The following is a 17,206-nucleotide window of genomic DNA, read 5'->3' on the forward strand; positions in this document are numbered from 1 at the left end:
CTCAGCGTTGGCGGCCGTTAGAATGTGATGGTTCCGCCGCATCTCACGACTCCCGTGTACGCGCGCCACCCGCCCACCGAGACGGAGGTCACGTGCTGATTTCGCTGGGCTTCTTCGCGCTTGCGGCGATCCTCGCCCCCGCGCTCACGAAGATGCTCGGCCCGCGGGTCTTCTACGTCTTGGCGCTGGTTCCGCTTGGCGCCCTCGCGGTGTCTCTGGCGGTCGCGCAACGCATCCTCAACGGCGAGATCGTCACGGAGTTCCTGCCGTGGATTCCCGAGATCGACCTCGGCCTCTCGCTGCGACTCGACACTCTCTCCTGGGTGCTCACGCTCGTCGTGCTGGGGGTCGGCGCCCTCGTGCTCGTGTACTGCGAGCGCTACTTCCCGGCGGATGAGCCCGGCCTCGGTCGCTTCGCCGGGTTCTTCATTGCCTTCAGCGGCAGCATGTACGGCCTCGTCGTGGCTGACGACATCTTCCTGCTCTTCATGTTCTGGGAGGCGACGACCGTCTTCTCCTACCTCCTGATCGGCCATTACACCGATCGTAAGGCGAGCCGAGGAGCCGCGCTGCAGGCGCTCCTCGTGACGACGGCCGGCGGGCTCACGATGCTGGTGGGTCTCGTCATCCTTGCGGCCGAGACGGGCACGACGAGCCTCACGGCGATCGTGGCGGAGCCGCCACCCGAGGGTGCCGCTGTCATCACGGCCGTCTATCTGCTGCTCGTGGGAGCCGTCTCCAAGTCTGCGCTCGTGCCCTTCCACTTCTGGCTGCCCGCCGCCATGGCTGCCCCGACGCCGGTCAGCGCCTACCTGCACGCGGCCGCCATGGTGAAGGCCGGTATCTACCTCATCGCGGCGCTCGCGCCCGCGTTCTCGACAGTTCCGGGATGGCGCGAGGTGCTCGTGATCCTCGGTGTCGCGACCATGCTGGTCGGGGGATGGCGGGCCCTCCGCCAGACCGACATCAAGCTGCTGCTCGCCTACGGCACCGTGAGCCAACTCGGCTTCCTCACGGTCATCGCGGGCTTCGGCTCCCGCACGGCGGCCCTCGCGGCACTCGCACTGCTGCTCGCCCACGCCCTCTTCAAGTCGTCGCTCTTCCTCGTCGTCGGCCTCATCGACCACTCGACAGGCACACGCGACCTTCGCAAGCTCAGCGGTCTCGGCCGGTCGCGCCCCGTGCTCGCCGTCATCGCGATCGTGGCGACGGCATCCATGGTGGGCCTGCCTCCGACATTCGGCTTCGTGGCCAAGGAAGCCGTCTTCACTGCGCTGCTCGACGGTTCGGCCATCGGCCTCGTTGGCCTCGTCGGTGTCGCGCTCGGCTCCGTGCTCACGGTCGCCTATGGGGCTCGGTTCCTCTGGGGAGCCTTCGGGCGCAAGCGCGACGTCGACGACATTCCCGTGCATGCGGAGCGAGCGGATGCCCTCGCATCCCCGCTCATCCTGTCGCTCGCCGGCATCGTCCTCGGCTTTGCTGCTTCCGCCCTCGACCCTTGGCTCGCGGGCTACTCGATCGTGTTCCCGGCAGGGGACGAGGAGTACCACATCGCGCTCTGGCACGGGCTCGAGCCCGCCCTCGGTATCTCAGCCGTATCGCTGCTCCTCGGAATCCTCCTGTTCTGGAAGCGGACGGGGGTCGCGCGGGCACAGGCGGCGGTCCCGGCACTCGTCAACGCAGCTGACGGTTACTGGAAGGTGCTTCGCTTCGTCGATCGCACCGCAGCCCGCGTGACCTCGACGACGCAGCGTGGTTCGCTGCCGTTCTACCTCGGCGTCATCCTGCTCGTTTTCGTGCTGGCCACAGGCACCTCGCTCGCGCTCAACTCGACGTGGCCGACAACGTGGAAGCTCTGGGACTACCCGGCGCAGGCCGCGATCGGCATCATCATGATCATCGCGGCGCTCGCCGCAGTGCGCGCCGACAAGCGCTTCACCGCCGTCGTGCTGGTCGGTGTTACGGGTTACGGACTCGCGACGCTCTTCGCGCTGCAGGGGGCGCCCGACCTCGCGTTCACCCAGCTCCTCGTCGAGACCGTGACGCTCGTTGCATTCGTGCTCGTGCTGCGCCGGCTCCCCGGCCGGATCGGCGTCGCGCACGGCCGACCACAGCACCGCCTGCTGCGCGCGATCCTTGCGATCGCGGTGGGCCTCACGATGGCCGTCGTCGCCGTCACCGCGCTTGCCGCCCGCTCCACCGAACCGATCTTCCACGAGTTCGCACAGCTCGCCAAGGACATCGGACACGGCGCCAACGTCGTCAATGTCGCGCTGGTCGACGTCCGAGCCTGGGACACCATGGGCGAGCTCTCGGTCGTCATCGTTGCCGCGACCGGTGTCGCGAGCCTGATCTTCCTCGACCGTCGCACCGATGACCTTGCGCGGCCGAAGCTCGCGCGGGGTCGCCGGGGCTTCCTCCTTCGCCAGCGTCCCATCACCGAACCGGCCCGGCCTGTCGCGCGGATGCGCACCGATCGCGAACCTGAGCCCGACGAAAAGCGGCTCGCCTGGTTGCTGGCCGGGCGCACGCTCGCCCCCGAGAACCGCTCGATCCTGCTCGAGATCGCCGTGCGCCTCGTCTTCCACTCGATCATGGTGGTCTCGCTCTTCGTGCTGTTCAGCGGCCACAACGCGCCTGGTGGCGGCTTCGCGGCTGGCCTCGTCGCGGGTATGGCCCTGGTGGCCCGCTATCTCGCGGGCGGCCGCTACGAGTTGGGTGCCGCCGTCACGATCGATGCCGGCCGACTCCTCGGCACGGGCATGCTCCTCGCGGCGGGCACGGCGGCGGCCTCCCTCCTCTTCGGTGCGAATGCCCTCACCTCGGCGTTCTTCGAGACGACGCTCCCCGTCTTCGGCCACGTCGAGTTCATCACCTCGACGATCTTCGATGTCGGCGTCTACCTCGTCGTGATCGGGCTCGTGCTCGACGTGCTCAGGAGCCTCGGTGGCGAGGTTGACCGGCAGCAGGAGGAAGAGGATCCCCGCACCCCCAACGAGCGGCTTGAAGAGAGGAGAGGCGCATGACAGCATCCCTCACTCTCATCGCCGTCATGACGGTGCTCTATGCCACGGGCGTGTACCTCATGCTTGAGCGCAGCCTCACGCGCGTGCTGCTTGGCTTCCTGCTCGTCGCGAACGCCACGAGCCTGCTGCTCCTCACGATGGCCGGGCCAAACGGGGTCGCGCCGATCCTCAATGACGGCACGACGACCGACGACATCGCCGACCCGCTGCCGCAGGCGTTCGTGCTCACAGCGATCGTCATCACCTTCGGTGTCTCGGCATTCCTCATGGCGCTCATCTACCGCTCGTGGCGCCTTTCGAAGGCGGATGAGGTCATCGATGACGCCGAAGACCTGGCGATCGCACAGCGCGACGCCGAGGTCGAGGCCGAACTCGCAGACCCCGACCACATTGACCAGGAGGTCGACCACCTGGACGAGCTGACCGCCGCCCACGATCTCGCCGAGACAGGGGAGGAGCAGCCGTGACCGCGCTCGTGCCCCTCGTCGTGATCCTGCCCCTGCTGGGTGCTGCCGGCGCACTCATCGCGGGTCGCCGACGCCGCCTCCAGGTCATGGTGACGATCGCCGCGCTCGTCGCCGTGCTGGTCGTGAGCGTCTTCCTCCTCATCGAGGTCGACGCCCAGGGGGCACTCGTGATGGCCGTCGGAGGCTGGGACGCGCCCTTCGGTATCTCGCTCGTCGTCGACCGGCTGTCAGCCCTCATGCTGATCGTCTCGGCCGCCGTGCTCCTCGCCGTCCTCATCTTCTCGGTCGGCCAGGGCATGGCCGATGGTGACGATGAGACCCCGGTCTCGATCTACCACCCGACGTACATGGTGCTCGCGGCCGGCGTCTTCAACGCCTTCATCGCCGGCGACCTCTTCAATCTCTACGTCGGCTTCGAGATTCTCCTCGTCGCGAGCTACGTGCTCCTCACGCTGGGTGGCACGGGAGCCCGCATCCGGGCCGGCGTCACCTACATCGTCGTGAGCCTCGTCTCATCGCTCCTGTTCCTTGCGGCGATCGCGGTCATCTACGGGGCGCTCGGCACCGTCAACATCGCGCACATCTCACTGCGGATGGCCGAGCTCTCGCCGGATATCCAGATGATCCTGCACATCATGCTGCTCATCGCGTTCGGCATCAAGGCAGCCGTCTTCCCGCTCTCCTTCTGGCTGCCGGACTCCTACCCGACGGCCCCCGCGCCTGTCACAGCCGTCTTCGCCGGCCTCCTCACGAAAGTCGGTGTCTACGCGATCATCCGCACCGAAACGGTGCTCTTCGCCGAGAGTGACATCAATACCGCGCTCATGGTCGTCGCCCTTCTCACGATGGTCGTCGGAATCCTCGGCGCCGTAGCACAGGCCGATATCAAGCGACTCCTGTCGTTCACACTCGTGAGCCACATCGGCTACATGATCTTCGGCATCGCGATGGGCACGGTCGCGGGCCTCGGCGCCACGATCTTCTACATCGTGCACCACATCATCGTGCAGACGACCCTGTTCCTCGCGACGGGGCTCATCGAGCGCCACGGTGGCTCGACGTCGATCAACCGCCTGGGTGGCCTCCTCAAGAGTGCTCCCATCATCGCGGTGCTGTTCTTCATCCCCGCACTCAATCTCGGCGGCATCCCGCCCTTCTCTGGTTTCATCGGCAAGCTCGCCCTCTTCACTGCGGGTGCACAGGAGCCGAACCCGCTCATCTGGGTGCTGATCGGCGCCGGCGTGCTCACCTCGCTGTTGACCCTCTACGCGCTCGCCCGGGTGTGGAACATGGCGTTTTGGCGGCCGCAGTCTGAGGTCGAGACCTACGAGTCGTCGCTCCTCACGGAACTGACAGAGGCACCCGGAGGCTCCGCGCCCCAGCAGGAGTCGCGCAACTCGCCGCGGCTCATGACCGGCTCGACGGCGGCGCTCGTGGCGCTATCGGTCGCCCTTACGGTCTTCGCTGGACCGCTCTACGCGATCTCGTCCCGAGCGGGTGAGAACCTCGGCAACCCGCTCACCTACACGAACCTCGTCTTCCCCGACGTCGAAGACGAATCAGAGGTCGATGTCAGGGGTGAGGACCGCTGATGCCTGAGTACACACCAAGTCGTCTGCGACGAAACTTCTTCAACCAGCTGCCGCTCCTCGTCTGGCTCGTCGTGCTGTGGATGCTCCTGTGGGGTTCGCTGTCATGGCTCAACCTGGTCACGGGCATCCTCGTCGCCCTCATCGTCATGCGGGTCTTCTACCTGCCGCCCGTCGAACTCTCTGGACGCTTCAACCTGCTGTGGGCGGTCGTCTTCGTCGTGGTCTTCCTGTGGGATGTCATCCGCGGTTCCTTCCACGTCGCCTGGATCGCCATCAGCCCCCGCCGCCGTGCCGCCAGTTCCGTGATGGCGGTGCACCTCAACAGCCGCTCCGACCTTGTGATGTTGCTCGTGTCGCTCTACATCTCGCTCGTGCCGGGATCGCTCGTGGTCGAGGCCGACCGTTATCGCTCAGTGCTCTACATCCATGCACTCGACGTGCACGACGATGCCTCGCTCGAGAGGATGCGAGCGACCGTCCTCGTGGCTGAGCGGCGTATCGTGCGGGTCATCGGTTCGCGCGACGACCAACGGCGGAGTGAGAATGCGGGGAAGGAATCATGATTGACGTGGTGTTTCTCGGCATCGGCGTCCTGTTCGCCGCGGCGTCACTCGCGGCCCTCTACCGCATCGTGCGGGGGCCAGCGATCCTCGACCGCATGATCGCATCCGACATGCTGGTCACGACGATCATCTGCGTGCTCGGCGTCGAGATGGTCTACAACGGCCACACCCGCACGGTGCCGATCATGGTGGTGCTGGCGGTCGTCGCGGTGTTCGCGAGCATGACGGTCGCGCGTTACGTCTCGAAGCAGTCGGCCGAGCGCAGGCCCCCCGACCGCAGCCCGATCGCCCGGGAGAGGAAGCCGTGACCCTCGATTCCTTCCTCGACCAGCTCGCCGCGATCTTCCTCGTGGGGAGTGGCCTCTTCTCGCTTGCCGCGGGCATCGGCCTTTTGCGCTTTCCCGACGTGCTCGCCCGCATGCACGCCGCGACGAAGCCCCAGGTTGTGGGCCTCATGCTCGTGCTCGGCGCGATTGCCCTGGCTGAGCGCAGCTGGACTGTGCTGCTCACCCTCCTGCCGGTGTTGCTCTTCCAGATGTTGACCGCGCCCATCTCTGCCCACATGATCGGCCGGGCGGGCTACCGGGCTGGCAACATCGACGACGACCACCTCTATGTCGACGAACTCGACGAGGCCATCGATGAGGCACAGGAGGAGCGGGCCCGGCACGAGCGCGAGAGCGGCGGCTGACGAGCGGATGTCGCGGGGCCACCGTTGCGCTGGCACTAAACTTGGCGCATGCCAGAGTTCGACATGAAACCTCGTAGCCGTGTTGTCACCGATGGGATCGAGGCGACGACGTCGCGCGGAATGCTCCGTGCGGTCGGTATGGGCGACGCCGACTGGGAGAAGCCTCAGATCGGCATCGCAAGCTCCTGGAACGAGATCACTCCCTGCAACCTGAGCCTCGGGCGCCTCGCGCAGGCCGCCAAGGAGGGTGTGCATTCGGGCGGCGGGTACCCGCTGCAGTTCGGCACGGTCTCCGTCTCCGACGGCATCTCGATGGGTCACGAGGGCATGCACTTCTCGCTCGTCTCCCGTGAGGTCATCGCCGACTCGGTCGAGACGGTCATGATGGCGGAGCGCCTCGACGGCTCGGTCGTGCTGGCGGGCTGTGACAAGTCGATCCCAGGCATGCTCATGGCGGCCGCCCGTCTCGACCTCGCATCCGTCTTCCTCTACGCCGGCTCGATCGCGCCCGGATGGGTCAGGCTGAGCGACGGCACCGAGAAGGACATCACGATCATCGACTCCTTCGAGGCGGTCGGCGCCGTCAAGGCGGGCAAGATGTCCGAGGCGGATGCCAAGCGCATCGAGTGCGCCTTCGCCCCGGGCGAGGGCGCCTGCGGCGGTATGTACACCGCCAACACGATGGCGAGCGTGGCGGAGGCGCTCGGCATGAGCCTTCCGGGTTCGGCGTCTCCCGCATCCGCTGACCGTCGCCGTGACTACTACGCGCACCGCAGCGGCGAGGCGGTCGTCAACATGCTGCGCCTCGGCATCACGACGGGCGACATCCTCACGAAGAAGGCCTTCGAGAACGCCATCGCGGTCGGCATGGCGCTCGGCGGCTCGACCAACATCATCCTGCACCTCCTGGCGATCGCGAATGAGGCCGGCGTCGACCTCACGCTCGACGACTTCAACCGCATCGGCGACAAGGTGCCCCACGTCGGTGACCTCAAGCCCTTCGGCAAGTACGTCATGAACGACGTCGACCGGCACGGCGGCCTGCCCGTGCTCATGAAGGCGCTGCTCGACGCTGGCCTCATGCACGGTGATGCACTCACCGTGACGGGCAAGACCCTCGCCGAGAACCTGGCCGAGATGGACATCGACCCGCTCGACGGGGAGGTGCTTCGCACGCTCGACAACCCGATCCACGCGACGGGCGGGCTCGCCGTGCTGAAGGGTTCGCTCGCACCCGAGGGTGCCGTCGTGAAGACGGCCGGTTTTGACGCCGCGGTCTTCGAGGGGCCCGCACGCGTGTTCGAGCGCGAGCGCGCCGCGATGGATGCCCTCACCGAGGGGTCGATCAAGGCGGGCGACATTGTCGTGATCCGCTACGAGGGCCCCAAGGGTGGCCCTGGGATGCGCGAGATGCTCGCGATCACGGCCGCCATCAAGGGCGCGGGGCTCGGAAAAGATGTACTACTCTTGACGGACGGACGATTCTCAGGCGGCACAACCGGCCTGTGCATCGGCCACATAGCACCCGAAGCGGTCGACGCAGGTCCGATTGCCTTCGTGCGCGATGGTGATCTGATTCGGGTCGATATCGCAGCCCGCTCTCTCGACCTACTCGTCGACGAGTCCGAGCTGGCAGCCCGCCGTGAAGGCTGGGCTCCACTTCCCCCGCGCTATACCCGTGGCGTTCTCGCAAAGTACTCCAAGCTCGTCCACTCCGCCTCGGAGGGTGCGATCACGGGGTAGTCGCCCACCAGACCGTGCGGACTCGCAGTCCCGCACGACCATTCGTGTACACGATGCAAGGAACTCAGTGATGTCAGCGGATGCACCGCCCACTCCCAGTAGCGCCCTCAATGTTCCTGAGGTGCTGACCGGTTCGGGGGCGATCCTTCGTTCCCTCGAACACCTCGGCGTCAAAGACGTCTTCGGCTTGCCCGGCGGCGCGATCATGCCGTTCTATGACGAGCTCATGTCGTCGGAGAAGATCCGGCACATCCTCGTGCGCCACGAGCAGGGGGCGGGCCACGCCGCCGAAGGCTACGCCTCGTCGAGCGGCAAGGTCGGGGTCGCCATCGCGACATCCGGCCCCGGCGCCACCAACCTGGTGACGGCGATCGCCGACGCCTACATGGACTCGGTGCCGCTGCTCGCGATCACCGGCCAGGTGTTCTCGACCTCGATGGGCACGGACGCCTTCCAGGAGATCGACATCGTGGGCATCACGATGCCCATCACCAAGCACTCCTTCCTCGTGACGAAGGCGGAGGACATCCCCAAGACACTCGCTGCCGCGTACCAGATCGCGTCGACCGGCCGGCCTGGCCCGGTGCTCGTCGATGTGACGAAGGATGCGCAGCAGGGCTCGGCGCCCTTCGTGTGGCCGAGCTCGGTCGACCTCCCGGGTTACCGTCCCGTCGTGAAGGCGCATGGCAAGCAGATCCAGGCGGCGGCGCAGCTGCTCGCCGAGGCGAAGCGGCCCGTGCTCTACGTCGGCGGCGGCGTCGTGCGTGCTGGCGCATCGGCCGAACTGCTCGCGCTGGCCGAGGCAGTGGGCGCACCAGTTGTCACGACACTCATGGCTCGCGGCGCCTTCCCTGACTCGCACGAGCAGCACCTCGGGATGCCCGGCATGCACGGCACCGTTCCAGCCGTGCTCGCGATCCAGGAGTCTGACCTCCTCGTCTCCCTGGGCGCTCGTTTTGACGACCGCGTCACGGGCAAAGCGAGCGAGTTCGCCCCCCACGCCAAGGTCATTCACGTCGACATCGACCCCGCTGAGATCTCCAAGATCCGCACGGCAGATGTCCCCATCGTCGGCGATGCCAAGGACGTCATCGCCGATCTGTCCTCCGCCTTCGCCACGGCGAGCGCGGGTGCCAAGCCCGACCTCAGCGAATGGTGGGCGCGTCTCAACAACCTGCGCAAGCAGTACCCGCTCGGCTACGACGAGCCTGACGACGGCCTTCTCTCGCCGCAGTACGTGATCGAGCGCATCGGCAAGATCACCGGTCCAGAGGGGGTCTACGCTGCCGGCGTCGGGCAGCACCAGATGTGGGCGGCCCAGTTCATCCAGTACGAGCGCCCAGGCGCCTGGCTCAACTCGGGCGGCGCAGGCACGATGGGCTACAGCGTGCCCGCAGCCATGGGGGCGAAGGTTGCGAACCCCGAGCGCACCGTGTGGGCGATCGACGGCGACGGATGCTTCCAGATGACCAACCAGGAACTCGCGACCTGCACGATCAACGAGATTCCGATCAAGGTCGCCGTCATCAACAACTCCTCGCTCGGCATGGTGCGGCAGTGGCAGACGCTCGTCTACAACGGCCGCTACTCCTTCACCGACCTGAACACGGGGCACGACACCGCCATGATCCCCGACTTCGTCAAGCTCGCGGAGGCCTACGGCGCCCTCGCGATCCGCGTGACGAAGAAGGAGGAGGTTGACGACGCCATCCGGCTCGCGAACGAGACCAATGATCGACCCGTCGTGATCGACTTCGTCGTGAGCCGCGACGCCATGGTGTGGCCGATGGTGCAACAGGGCCTCGGCAACTCGTCGGTGCAGTACGCGCGTGACCACGCGCCCGCTTGGGAAGAGGAGTAGGTCGATGAGCCACGTTCTTTCGCTCCTCGTTGAGGACAAGCCGGGTCTGCTGACCCGGGTCGCCGGACTCTTTGCACGTCGCGGCTTCAACATCGAGAGCCTCGCGGTCGGCAAGAGTGAGATCGCCGGCCTGTCGCGCATCACGGTCGTCGTCGATGTCGAGGAACTGCCGCTCGAGCAGGTCACGAAACAGCTCAACAAGCTCGTCAACGTCATCAAGGTCGTCGAACTCGACCCGGCGCAGACGGTGCAACGCGAGCACATGCTCATCAAGGTGCGGGTCGACAACACGACGCGCAGCCAGATCCTCGAGGCAGCCACCCTCTTCCGCGCCCGCATCGTCGATGTGTCGACGGATGCCGTCGTGATCGAGGTCACGGGCGACACCGCGAAGACGCAGGCGCTCCTGCGGGTGCTCGAGCCCTACGGCGTGAAGGAGATCGCGCAGTCGGGTCTCCTCGCCATCGGCCGTGGATCCAAGAGCATCACGGAACGAATCTTCAAGAACTAACCCCGCGGGTTGAGTAAGCCCGCCTGGGCTGTATCGAAACCTCAAAGAACACAAGGAGAAACACAGTGACCGAGATCTTCTACGACAAGGACGCCGACCTGTCGATCATCCAGGGCAAGAAGGTTGCCATCGTCGGCTACGGCTCGCAGGGCCACGCGCACGCGCAGAACCTTCGCGACTCCGGCGTCGAGGTTGCCATCGCGCTCAAGGACGGCTCGAAGTCGGCGCCCAAGGCGACCGAGGCGGGCTTCGACGTCAAGAACGTCGCTGACGCGACCGAGTGGGCCGACGTCATCATGATCCTCGCGCCTGACCAGCACCAGCGCTCGATCTACAACGACCACATCAAGGGCAAGCTTGCCGCGGGCAAGACGCTCGCCTTCGCGCACGGCTTCAACATCCGCTTCGGCTACATCGAGGCGCCCGAGGGTGTCGACGTGATCCTGGTCGCACCGAAGGCCCCCGGCCACACGGTTCGTCGCGAGTTCGTCGCGGGCCGTGGCATCCCCGACATCATCGCGGTCGAGAACGACGCCTCGGGCCAGGCCTGGGACCTCGCGCTCTCCTACGCGAAGGCCATCGGTGGCACGCGCGCCGGCGTCATCAAGACGACCTTCACCGAGGAGACCGAGACCGACCTCTTCGGCGAGCAGGCCGTGCTCTGTGGCGGTATGTCGCACCTCGTGCAGTACGGCTTCGAGACCCTCACCGAGGCCGGTTACCAGCCGCAGATCGCCTACTTCGAGGTGCTCCACGAGCTCAAGCTCATTGTCGACCTCATGTGGGAGGGCGGCATCGCCAAGCAGCGCTGGTCGATCTCCGACACGGCCGAGTACGGCGACTACGTCTCTGGCCCCCGCGTCATCACCCCCGAGGTCAAGGAGAACATGAAGGCCGTGCTCGCGGACATCCAGTCGGGTGCCTTCGCGAAGCGCTTCATCGACGACCAGGACAACGGTGGCCAGGAGTTCCTCTCGCTGCGCGCCAAGGAGCAGGAGCACCCCATCGAGGCGACGGGCAAGGAGCTCCGCGCCCTCTTCGCCTGGAAGCAGCAGGACGAGGACTACGTCGACGGCAGCGCCGCGCGCTGACGTCTGAGCTAGACCCGCCGCGCACATACGGCGAGCACGGGCCGGTACCTCACAAGGGTGCCGGCCCTTCGCCGTTGAATAGACTCGAAGATGTCCGTGTGTGAGAGGAGACAATGTGGTTGAGCAGGCACCGTTCCAGAACGTGACGTTCCCGTCGGGTGGGGGAGAGGCGCACGGGTATCTCGCGCTTCCAGAGTCTGGCTCCGGCCCGGCCCTGATCGTCATCCAGGAGTGGTGGGGTCTCGTCGACCACATCAAGGACATGGCTGACCGCTTTGCGGCCCAGGGTTTCGTTGTGCTCGCCCCTGACCTCTACGGCGGGCGTGTTGCGCACGACGGCAAGGAGGCTGCGCAACTCATGTCGGAGCTGCCGGAGGAGAAGGGCGCCGAGATGCTTTCGGGCGCTGTCGACTACCTGCTCGAGCAGGAGGCTGTCTCCAGTTCGACCGTCGGCGCGATCGGCTTCTGCATGGGCGGCGGATTCGTCTTGGCGCTCGCCGCTCAGCAGGGGGAGCGCGTCAGCGCTGCGGTGCCGTTCTACGGTGTCGGGCAGGCCCTTCCTGAGTCATACGCGGGCATCCGTGCGGCGGTGCAGGGCCACTATGGGGAGCAGGACTCGCTGTATCCGGCCGATAAGGCTCGCGAGCAGGAGCAGCAGATCCGCGACGAGTCCGGGGCCGACGTCGAGTACTTCTACTACGACGCCCCGCACGCCTTCGCGAACGACTCGAACCCCTCGGGCAACTACCGGCCGGATGCCGCGAAGCTGGCGCTCTCGCGCGCGACCGAGTTCCTTCAGGCGCGGGTCCGCTGAGTTCCTCGGCCGCCCGTCAGCGTTAGAGTCAGAGCATGCGCGTGGATCCCGACGACGATGCCCTCAGCTGGGGTGATGACGACCCGAGCCATGTGGCAGGACCGTCGACGAGGGCCGCCCCTCGGCAGGCATCCGACGAGCCCGTTCGGGCCAGCTCGGCGATCCTCGTCGCATACGGCGTCATCGCCGGCATCTTCCTGATCTACAGCGTCGCTTGGTTCATCGCGGTGCAGCGTGACGACTTCACGCAGCCGGGCCTTTTCGCCGAGATCATGTTCCAGCTCGGCGAGTTCCTCGCGATCGCTTCGCCGCTGATCTGGATGGCCGCCGTGCTCGCGCTCGTCGCACGACCGAGCCATCGGCTCGCGTGGCTTGGACTCGGGGTGCTCGTGCTGGTGCCATGGCCCTTCGTGATGGGAGCCTGACATGACGACGGATGCTGCAGCCACGACCCCAGAGGCCGCCCGGCCCGGGCCCAGGTGGCTCTCGCTCGCGGTGGCGATCGGCTTCGGCCTGTTCTTCGCCTTCGACCTCTTCGAGGCGCTCACGAACCTGTTCGGCGCGCTCGAGCTCAACGAGGCGCGCAACCAGTTCCGTGCCTCGCAGGAGCTTGCCCCCATCGGTGCGCCGTGGGCCGTGCTGCTGGCCAACGTCGCGGCCCCCGTGCTGGGCTTCGGCGTGGCCTGGTGGCTCGGTCGGCGCCGTAGGGCGGGAGCGCAGGCGGTCATCTACCTCGTTGCGCTCGCCGTGGTGGCGGCCTGCAGCCTCACGCTCATCGCGGTCGCCCGCGGCCTCCTCTGACGGCTCCGCGCGCACCCGGGACGCCGGGCACGGGGCGAAGAGGCTGCTCATCCGTGCACTAAACTGACCGAGCCGCCGCCCCCGAAAGCGTCGTGGCACACCCCACCCCACACGAGGAATGGAAACAGCTACGTGTCAAAGCCGGTCGTGCTGATCGCAGAAGAACTCTCTCCCGCCACAGTTGAGGCCCTGGGCCCCGACTTCGAGATCCGCAATGTCGACGGCACTGACCGTCCGGCGCTCCTTGCGGCCCTCGCCGACGCATCCGCCGTGCTGATCCGTTCCGCCACCAAGATGGACGCCGAGGCGATCGCCGCGGGCAAGCAGCTCAAGGTCATCGCCCGTGCGGGCGTGGGCCTCGACAACGTCGACATCAAGGCCGCGACCACGGCGGGCGTCATGGTCGTCAACGCGCCGACCTCCAACGTCATCTCGGCGGCCGAACTCGCGGTGGGGCACATCCTCTCGCTCGCCCGTTTTATTCCCGAGGCGAACCAGTCGATGAAGGCGGGGGAGTGGAAGCGCTCCAAGTACACCGGCATCGAACTCTTCGAGAAGACGATCGGCATCGTCGGCCTCGGTCGCATCGGCACGCTCGTGGCGCAGCGCCTGGCGGGCTTCGGCGCCAACCTCATCGCCTATGACCCCTACGTCACCCCGACTCGCGCCCAGCAGCTTGGCGTGCAGGTCGTGAGCCTCGACGAGCTGATCGAGCAGTCCGACTTCATCACGATCCACATCCCGAAGACCCCTGAGACGACGGGCCTCTTCGGTGCGGCGGAATTCGCCAAGGCGAAGCCCGAGCTGCGCATCGTCAACTGCAGCCGCGGCGGCATCATCGACGAAGACGCCCTCTACGAGGCGCTGTCGACCAAGCGCATCGCGGCGGCCGGCCTCGATGTCTTCGTGAGCGAGCCGCCCAAGGATTCCCCGCTGGCGACGCTCGACAACATCGTCTTGACTCCCCACCTGGGCGCGTCGACTGATGAGGCGCAGGAGAAGGCGGGCGTCTCGGTTGCCAAGTCGGTGCGTCTCGCGCTCGGCGGCGAGCTTGTTCCCGACGCGGTCAACGTCGCCGGCGGTGTCATCGATGAGGTCGTGCGGCCGGGCATCCCGCTGATGGAGAAGTTGGGCCAGATCTTCAGCGCCATCGCGAGCGGCCCCGTGTCGAGCGTCGATGTCGAGGTGCGGGGCGAGATCGCCGAGCTCGACGTCAAGGTGCTCAAGCTGGCCGCGCTCAAGGGCATCTTCACCAACGTCGTGAGCGAGACGGTGTCGTACGTCAACGCGCCCCTCCTGGCGGAGCAGCGCGGCATCGAGGTGCGCCTGATCACGGATGCTGTGAGCGATGAATACCGCAACCTTCTGACGATCCGCGGCGGGCTTACCGACGGCACCCAGGTCTCGGTGTCGGGCACCCTCACCGGCACGAAGCAGATCGAGAAGCTCGTCGAGGTCAACGGACATGACGTCGAGGTGCCGATCGAGCAGCACCACATCGTGATGCTCTACACCGACCGCCCCGGCATCGTGGCCGTCTACGGCAAGGAGTTCGGCGACGCCGGCATCAACATTGCTGGGATGCAGATCAGCCGCCGCGAGGCGGGTGGCCAGGCCCTCAGCGTCCTGACGATCGACTCGCCCGCCCCCGAGGAACTCCTCGAGTCGGTTCGGGTTGCGATCGACGCGGACATCATGCGCGAGATCGACATCACCGAGGCATAGTCCCAACAACGAAGAACGCCCCGCCGGTGCTGTCCGGCGGGGCGTTCCTGTGTGTGGGGTGAGGTCTAGCTCATGCCCGGGACGACCACCGCGACAATGACGTTGACGAGCGTGAGCGTTCCGATGATTCCGAGGACTGCGCTCGAGACGGGCTTCTTCTTGCGGTTGACGAGGGCGATGACGTAGATCGCGAGGGCGACGGCGAGCTTGATGCCGATCTTCATGTGGTTGACGTCGCCCTCTCCCATCTCCGCGACGGTCACCAAGAGGAGACCCGTGACGAGCTGGGTCAGTGCGCCGTGCAGGATCGCCGGGTTGATGACGACCGACTTGGTCTTGAAGGCGGACATCTGGGTGAGGAACCCGCCGAGCAGTGAGGCGAGGCCGATGAAGTGCAGGATGACGAGGATGTTGCGTGCGAGGTCAAGGAATTCCATGGTCTGAGTCTAGTCCGACACGGTGTCGGCATGGTGCTAACCTTGGTCTGACCGACACCGTGTCGGCAAGATTGGGTCGTAATGTTCCTAGCACTACGCGAGCTGCGTTTCGCTCGCGGTCGCTTCCTCCTCATGGGTGCGGTGGTCGCGCTCATGGCCGCACTCTCTGTCATCCTCTCGGGCCTGTCCTCCGGCCTCGTCGATCACGGTGTCTCAGGACTGCGTGATATGAAAGCTGACTCCTTCGCCTTCGATGAAGCAGTCACGAGTGACCAGTTCTCCCGTTCGACCGTGGATGTCTCCGCAGCCGGTGACTGGAGGGCGATTGACGGGGTGACCGACGCCACTCCCGTCGGCAGCGCACTCGTCCACGCTGAGAGCGATGCAGGGGTGCAGTTCAGCGCGGCGCTCTTCGGCATCGCAGAGGGGGGCTTCCTCGCCCCTGAACTCCTCGACGGTGACCCTGTCGCCTCCGCTGAGAACGGGGTCGTGATCTCCGAGGGCATCGCAAACGAAGGCCTCGCGATCGGCGATGTCATCACGATCGATCGCATCGGCACCGAGCTGACGGTCGTCGGGACAACAGGCAGCGCGTCATACGGGCACGTCGCCATCGTCTACCTGCCGCTGGCGACTTGGCAGGAGGTCGCATACGGCATTCCGGGCGAGGTGCCGAGCAGCGCCTATGAGATCGCGACGGCGATCGCCCTGCAGCACGACGGTGAGCTGGCGGACACGGAGGTTGCCGGCACGGCGGCCATCTCGAAGCAGGAGTCGTTCAATGCCTCGCCCGGCTATGAGGCGGAGACCTCAACGATGCTCCTCATCCAGGTCTTCCTCTACGTGATCTCGGCACTCGTGGTCGGGGCATTCTTCACCGTCTGGACGGTGCAGCGCCAGCCCGAGATCGCCCTGCTCAAGGCCATGGGCGCATCCAGCGGCTATGTCGTGAGGGATGCGCTCGCGCAGGTGCTCGTCGTGCTCCTGGGCGCAACCGCCCTGGGAGGCGCCGCCGGATGGGCGCTCGGCGCCGCCATGCCGGAGGGGATGCCCTTCGTGCTCGAGACGATTCCCGTGCTCACGGGCTTCGCCCTCATCATCGTCCTCGGCGCTGCCGGGGCACTCGTCGCCATCCGCCAGATCACGAGGGTCGACCCCCTCACCGCGCTGGGAGGCGCACGATGACCGCTGCACTCACACTCACCAACGTCACGCTCACCTTGCCCGCGGGCGACGAGACCGTCACGGCCCTCGACCACGTCTCGCTTGAGGTCGCGAAGGGCGAGCTCCTCGCTATCGTGGGCCCGTCCGGCTCGGGCAAGTCGAGCCTCCTGGCCGTCGCGGGGGCGCTCATGCCGCCCACCTCCGGGTCTGTCGTCGTCGGAGGCCAGGAGCTCACGGGTGCATCGCGCACGCGGCTCTCCCGCATCCGTCGCGACCTCATCGGCTTCGTCTTCCAGTCGACCAACCTGCTGCCGTCGCTGACCGCGCGGGACCAGCTGCTGATGGTGCCCCACATGGCGAGCGGCATCCGAGCCGAACACCGCGCGAAGGCTGACGAGCTCCTCGCCTCCGTGGGCATGTCGCATCGTGCCGACCGGCGTCCCGCGCAGCTCTCAGGCGGCGAACGCCAGCGGGTCGGAATCGCCCGCGCCCTCATGGGTGACCCGCAGGTGCTGCTGGTCGACGAGCCCACGAGTGCGCTCGACCACGCGCGCGCCGACGAGGTCGTCGCCCTGCTCGCCGAGCGCGCCCACGCGACCGGCACGGCCTGCGTCATGGTGACCCACGATCTCGAGGTGCTCACGCACACGGATCGCGTGCTCCGCATGCACGACGGCGTGCTTGGGGCGCTTCCGGCGGCAGTGCTTGGATAATGGGCGA

17 protein-coding genes are annotated in these 17,206 nt (G+C 66.7%); 16 read left to right on the top strand and 1 reads right to left on the bottom strand.

The annotated features are described in order from the left end of the window. Window positions 1–92: 92 nt before the first annotated feature. From ACIQK7_RS09280 to serA, 14 genes are all read left to right on the top strand, one after another. Window positions 93–3,026 carry a Na+/H+ antiporter subunit A gene (locus tag ACIQK7_RS09280; RefSeq protein ID WP_403023673.1) on the top strand — a complete coding sequence of 978 codons (2,934 nt, stop codon included), beginning with the start codon at window positions 93–95 and terminating at the stop codon, window positions 3,024–3,026. Beyond that, entirely contained in the window at window positions 3,023–3,493 is a 471-nt protein-coding gene (locus ACIQK7_RS09285) for a Na(+)/H(+) antiporter subunit C (protein ID WP_325211028.1), read from the top strand. Before ACIQK7_RS09280 ends, ACIQK7_RS09285 begins: the two co-directional genes overlap by 4 nt. After that, the gene (locus ACIQK7_RS09290) at window positions 3,490–5,085 is read left to right on the top strand and encodes a Na+/H+ antiporter subunit D (RefSeq protein ID WP_403023677.1); all 1,596 of its coding nucleotides are present in this window, start codon (window positions 3,490–3,492) and stop codon (window positions 5,083–5,085) included. Before ACIQK7_RS09285 ends, ACIQK7_RS09290 begins: the two co-directional genes overlap by 4 nt. Next, on the top strand, window positions 5,085–5,648 hold the full coding sequence (locus ACIQK7_RS09295; protein WP_403023679.1) for a Na+/H+ antiporter subunit E: 564 nt from the start codon (window positions 5,085–5,087) through the stop codon (window positions 5,646–5,648). Before ACIQK7_RS09290 ends, ACIQK7_RS09295 begins: the two co-directional genes overlap by 1 nt. Beyond that, entirely contained in the window at window positions 5,645–5,956 is a 312-nt protein-coding gene (locus tag ACIQK7_RS09300; RefSeq protein ID WP_403023682.1) for a monovalent cation/H+ antiporter complex subunit F, read from the top strand. The genes ACIQK7_RS09295 and ACIQK7_RS09300 overlap by 4 nt, the downstream gene beginning before the upstream one ends. Further along, window positions 5,953–6,339 (top strand): monovalent cation/H(+) antiporter subunit G, encoded by a 387-nt coding sequence (gene mnhG, locus ACIQK7_RS09305; RefSeq protein ID WP_403023685.1) that lies wholly within the window; start codon window positions 5,953–5,955, stop codon window positions 6,337–6,339. The genes ACIQK7_RS09300 and mnhG overlap by 4 nt, the downstream gene beginning before the upstream one ends. Before the next feature lie 48 nt (window positions 6,340–6,387). Next, a complete protein-coding gene (gene ilvD, locus ACIQK7_RS09310) occupies window positions 6,388–8,082 on the top strand; it encodes a dihydroxy-acid dehydratase (protein WP_403023688.1) in 1,695 nt (564 codons plus the stop codon). Between the two features lie 70 nt (window positions 8,083–8,152). Continuing rightward, entirely contained in the window at window positions 8,153–9,943 is a 1,791-nt protein-coding gene (locus ACIQK7_RS09315) for an acetolactate synthase large subunit (RefSeq protein WP_403023691.1), read from the top strand. Between the two features lie 4 nt (window positions 9,944–9,947). Continuing rightward, window positions 9,948–10,454: an acetolactate synthase small subunit gene (ilvN, locus tag ACIQK7_RS09320; RefSeq protein WP_147720690.1), complete on the top strand. Its 507-nt coding sequence runs from the start codon at window positions 9,948–9,950 to the stop codon at window positions 10,452–10,454. Window positions 10,455–10,519: 65 nt separating this feature from the next. Beyond that, window positions 10,520–11,545 (top strand): ketol-acid reductoisomerase, encoded by a 1,026-nt coding sequence (gene ilvC, locus ACIQK7_RS09325; RefSeq protein ID WP_325211035.1) that lies wholly within the window; start codon window positions 10,520–10,522, stop codon window positions 11,543–11,545. A 115-nt stretch (window positions 11,546–11,660) separates the two neighbouring features. Then, window positions 11,661–12,359, top strand: coding sequence for a dienelactone hydrolase family protein (locus tag ACIQK7_RS09330; RefSeq protein WP_403023695.1), 699 nt, complete (start codon window positions 11,661–11,663; stop codon window positions 12,357–12,359). Window positions 12,360–12,394: 35 nt separating this feature from the next. Beyond that, a complete protein-coding gene (locus ACIQK7_RS09335; protein ID WP_403023697.1) occupies window positions 12,395–12,784 on the top strand; it encodes a hypothetical protein in 390 nt (129 codons plus the stop codon). Window position 12,785: 1 nt separating this feature from the next. Next, window positions 12,786–13,160: a hypothetical protein gene (locus ACIQK7_RS09340; RefSeq protein WP_403023700.1), complete on the top strand. Its 375-nt coding sequence runs from the start codon at window positions 12,786–12,788 to the stop codon at window positions 13,158–13,160. 132 nt (window positions 13,161–13,292) lie between these two features. Continuing rightward, window positions 13,293–14,885, top strand: coding sequence for a phosphoglycerate dehydrogenase (serA, locus tag ACIQK7_RS09345; RefSeq protein WP_403023703.1), 1,593 nt, complete (start codon window positions 13,293–13,295; stop codon window positions 14,883–14,885). 65 nt (window positions 14,886–14,950) lie between these two features. Here the strand turns inward: serA and ACIQK7_RS09350 are convergent, their stop codons facing one another. Further along, complete coding sequence (locus ACIQK7_RS09350; protein WP_403023706.1) at window positions 14,951–15,322, bottom strand: hypothetical protein; 372 nt, start codon at window positions 15,320–15,322, stop codon at window positions 14,951–14,953. 81 nt (window positions 15,323–15,403) lie between these two features. Between ACIQK7_RS09350 and ACIQK7_RS09355 the strand changes: the two genes are divergently transcribed. Continuing rightward, window positions 15,404–16,507: an ABC transporter permease gene (locus ACIQK7_RS09355; RefSeq protein ID WP_403023709.1), complete on the top strand. Its 1,104-nt coding sequence runs from the start codon at window positions 15,404–15,406 to the stop codon at window positions 16,505–16,507. Continuing rightward, window positions 16,504–17,199 carry an ABC transporter ATP-binding protein gene (locus ACIQK7_RS09360; RefSeq protein WP_403023711.1) on the top strand — a complete coding sequence of 232 codons (696 nt, stop codon included), beginning with the start codon at window positions 16,504–16,506 and terminating at the stop codon, window positions 17,197–17,199. The genes ACIQK7_RS09355 and ACIQK7_RS09360 overlap by 4 nt, the downstream gene beginning before the upstream one ends. Window positions 17,200–17,206 lie beyond the last annotated feature (7 nt).

It is taken from the genome of Salinibacterium sp. GXW1014, from assembly GCF_044769865.1.
Taxonomy (GTDB): domain Bacteria; phylum Actinomycetota; class Actinomycetes; order Actinomycetales; family Microbacteriaceae; genus Homoserinimonas.

Excerpts from the sequence above, each read along its gene's own strand:
- ACIQK7_RS09285 (WP_325211028.1), top strand. The coding sequence starts at position 3,023 with ATGACAGCATCCCTCACTCTCATCGCCGTCATGACGGTGCTCTATGCC.
- ACIQK7_RS09295 (WP_403023679.1), top strand. The coding sequence starts at position 5,085 with ATGCCTGAGTACACACCAAGTCGTCTGCGACGAAACTTCTTCAACCAG.
- ACIQK7_RS09300 (WP_403023682.1), top strand. The coding sequence starts at position 5,645 with ATGATTGACGTGGTGTTTCTCGGCATCGGCGTCCTGTTCGCCGCGGCG.
- ilvD (WP_403023688.1), top strand. The coding sequence starts at position 6,388 with ATGCCAGAGTTCGACATGAAACCTCGTAGCCGTGTTGTCACCGATGGG.
- ACIQK7_RS09315 (WP_403023691.1), top strand. The coding sequence starts at position 8,153 with ATGTCAGCGGATGCACCGCCCACTCCCAGTAGCGCCCTCAATGTTCCT.
- ilvN (WP_147720690.1), top strand. The coding sequence starts at position 9,948 with ATGAGCCACGTTCTTTCGCTCCTCGTTGAGGACAAGCCGGGTCTGCTG.
- ACIQK7_RS09335 (WP_403023697.1), top strand. The coding sequence starts at position 12,395 with ATGCGCGTGGATCCCGACGACGATGCCCTCAGCTGGGGTGATGACGAC.
- ACIQK7_RS09340 (WP_403023700.1), top strand. The coding sequence starts at position 12,786 with ATGACGACGGATGCTGCAGCCACGACCCCAGAGGCCGCCCGGCCCGGG.
- ACIQK7_RS09350 (WP_403023706.1), bottom strand. The coding sequence starts at position 15,322 with ATGGAATTCCTTGACCTCGCACGCAACATCCTCGTCATCCTGCACTTC.
- ACIQK7_RS09355 (WP_403023709.1), top strand. The coding sequence starts at position 15,404 with ATGTTCCTAGCACTACGCGAGCTGCGTTTCGCTCGCGGTCGCTTCCTC.
- ACIQK7_RS09360 (WP_403023711.1), top strand. The coding sequence starts at position 16,504 with ATGACCGCTGCACTCACACTCACCAACGTCACGCTCACCTTGCCCGCG.